Genomic DNA, 1,887 nt, shown 5'->3' with positions numbered 1-1,887 from the left:
GCGCTCGATGCGATGCCGCTGACGTCCAACGGCAAGGTCGACCGCAAGTCGTTGCCCGCACCGGACATGGTGCAGAACGAGGCCATCTATGTCGCACCGCGTACTGCGACCGAGCAGGTTATCGCGGAGATATGGGCTGACGTCCTGAAGTTGGACAAGGTCGGCGTATTCGACGATTTCTTCCGGTTGGGCGGTCATTCGCTACTGGCCATTGCACTTATCGAGCGGATGCGGCGCGTCGAGCTGTCGGTAGATATCAAGACGTTCTTCGTCGAGCCGACCGTCGCGGCTTTGGCTCTGGCGGCGAACAACGGCTGGAACGACGTCGTCGTACCTGCCAACGGCATTCCCGAGGGGTGTGTGCAGATCACGCCCGAGATGGTCACCCTGACCGAGCTGAGCGCTGACGACATTGCCCGGATCGTCGACAACGTGCCCGGTGGTGCTCCCAATATCAAGGACATCTATCCGTTGTCGCCGGCACAGGAGGGCATTCTGTTCCATCACCTGATGGCGGAAGAACGCGATGCCTATGTGATGGAGATGCTGCTGGCCTTCGACACGCGTGCCCATCTCGATCATTTCGTCGCGGCACTCGAAACGGTTATCGCCAGGCACGATGTGTTACGTACCTCCGTCTTGTGGGAGGGGCTTGCCGAGCCGGTGCAGGTGGTGTGGCGACGTGCGCTGCTCATGATCGAGGACGCGATTCTGGAGCAGGGCGATGACGTGGCCGCGCAACTGAGCGCGCGTTACAACCCGCAGAACTATCGCCTGGACGTTCGGCATGCCCCTCTGATCAGAGGCTTTGTTGCCGAGGACAAGGTGCGCGGTCGTTGGCTGATGCAGGTGATGTTGCATCACCTGATCGACGACAACACCTCGCTCAAGCTGCTGGCGACAGAGCTCAAGGCCATCCTCGACGGGCAAGGGCAGAGCTTGTCCGAGCCGCTGCCCTACCGGAACTTTGTGGCCCAGGCACGATCGGGCGTGAGCCGTGCCGAGCACGAAACGTTTTTCCGCACGATGCTGGCGCACATCGATGAGCCCACCGCGCCGTTTGGCTTGTTGGATGTGCAAGGCGACGGCATCGATATCGCCGAAGCGCACCGTCAGGTCGAACCGGCGCTGGCGCAGCGACTACGGCAGCAAGCCAGGAAGCTTGGCGTAAGCGTCGCCAGCCTGATGCATCTGGCGTGGGCGCAAGTGCTGTCGCGTGTTTCCGGCCGACAAGAGGTCGTGTTCGGCACGGTACTGTTCGGCCGCATGCAAAGCGGCGAGGGCGCAGACAGGGTGCTGGGCATTTTCATCAATACGCTGCCGGTATGCATACAGACCGGACCCAAGCGCGTGATCGATGGCGTGCGCGATACCCACGTGCTGCTGACGAAACTGTTGCGCCACGAGCACGCGCCGTTGGCATTGGCGCAGCGCGCAAGCGGGATCGCGGCGCCTACGCCGCTGTTTTCGGCATTGCTCAATTATCGCCACAATGTCGGCGCGGATGCTGTCAGCTCGGATGACCTGGTCGGCATGCAATTGATCGGCATGAAGGAGCGCACCAACTATCCCTGCGTGCTGTCGGTAGACGACGCAGGCGACGCCATGGGTCTGATCGTTCAGATTCCCGGTGAGGAGCAGGCGCAGCGAATGGCCGGCTATGTTCACGCGGCGATCGAGCAGTTGATCGCGGCACTCGACGACAATCCGATGGCATCGCTGGACAGCCTTGAAGTGATGCCAATCGAAGAACGTCATTACGTGCTGCATGGGTTCAACGACACGGCCAAGGTCTATCCGAACGTCCAGGCCGAGACCCAGACGTTGCACCAGCTGTTCGAAGCCCAGGTGGTACGCAGCCCATCACGTGAAGCGGTAACGTATGAC

General features: G+C 61.3%; 1 protein-coding gene. It reads left to right on the top strand.

Features of this window, described 5'->3' with window-relative positions:
* The coding region (locus ACZ6WW_RS23520; protein ID WP_465276335.1) for a condensation domain-containing protein at positions 1-1,887 on the top strand (1,887 nt) is incomplete at both ends.

Source organism: Dyella sp. NPDC103356 (assembly GCF_055584465.1).
This window is presented reverse-complemented; position numbering and strand designations above follow the sequence as displayed.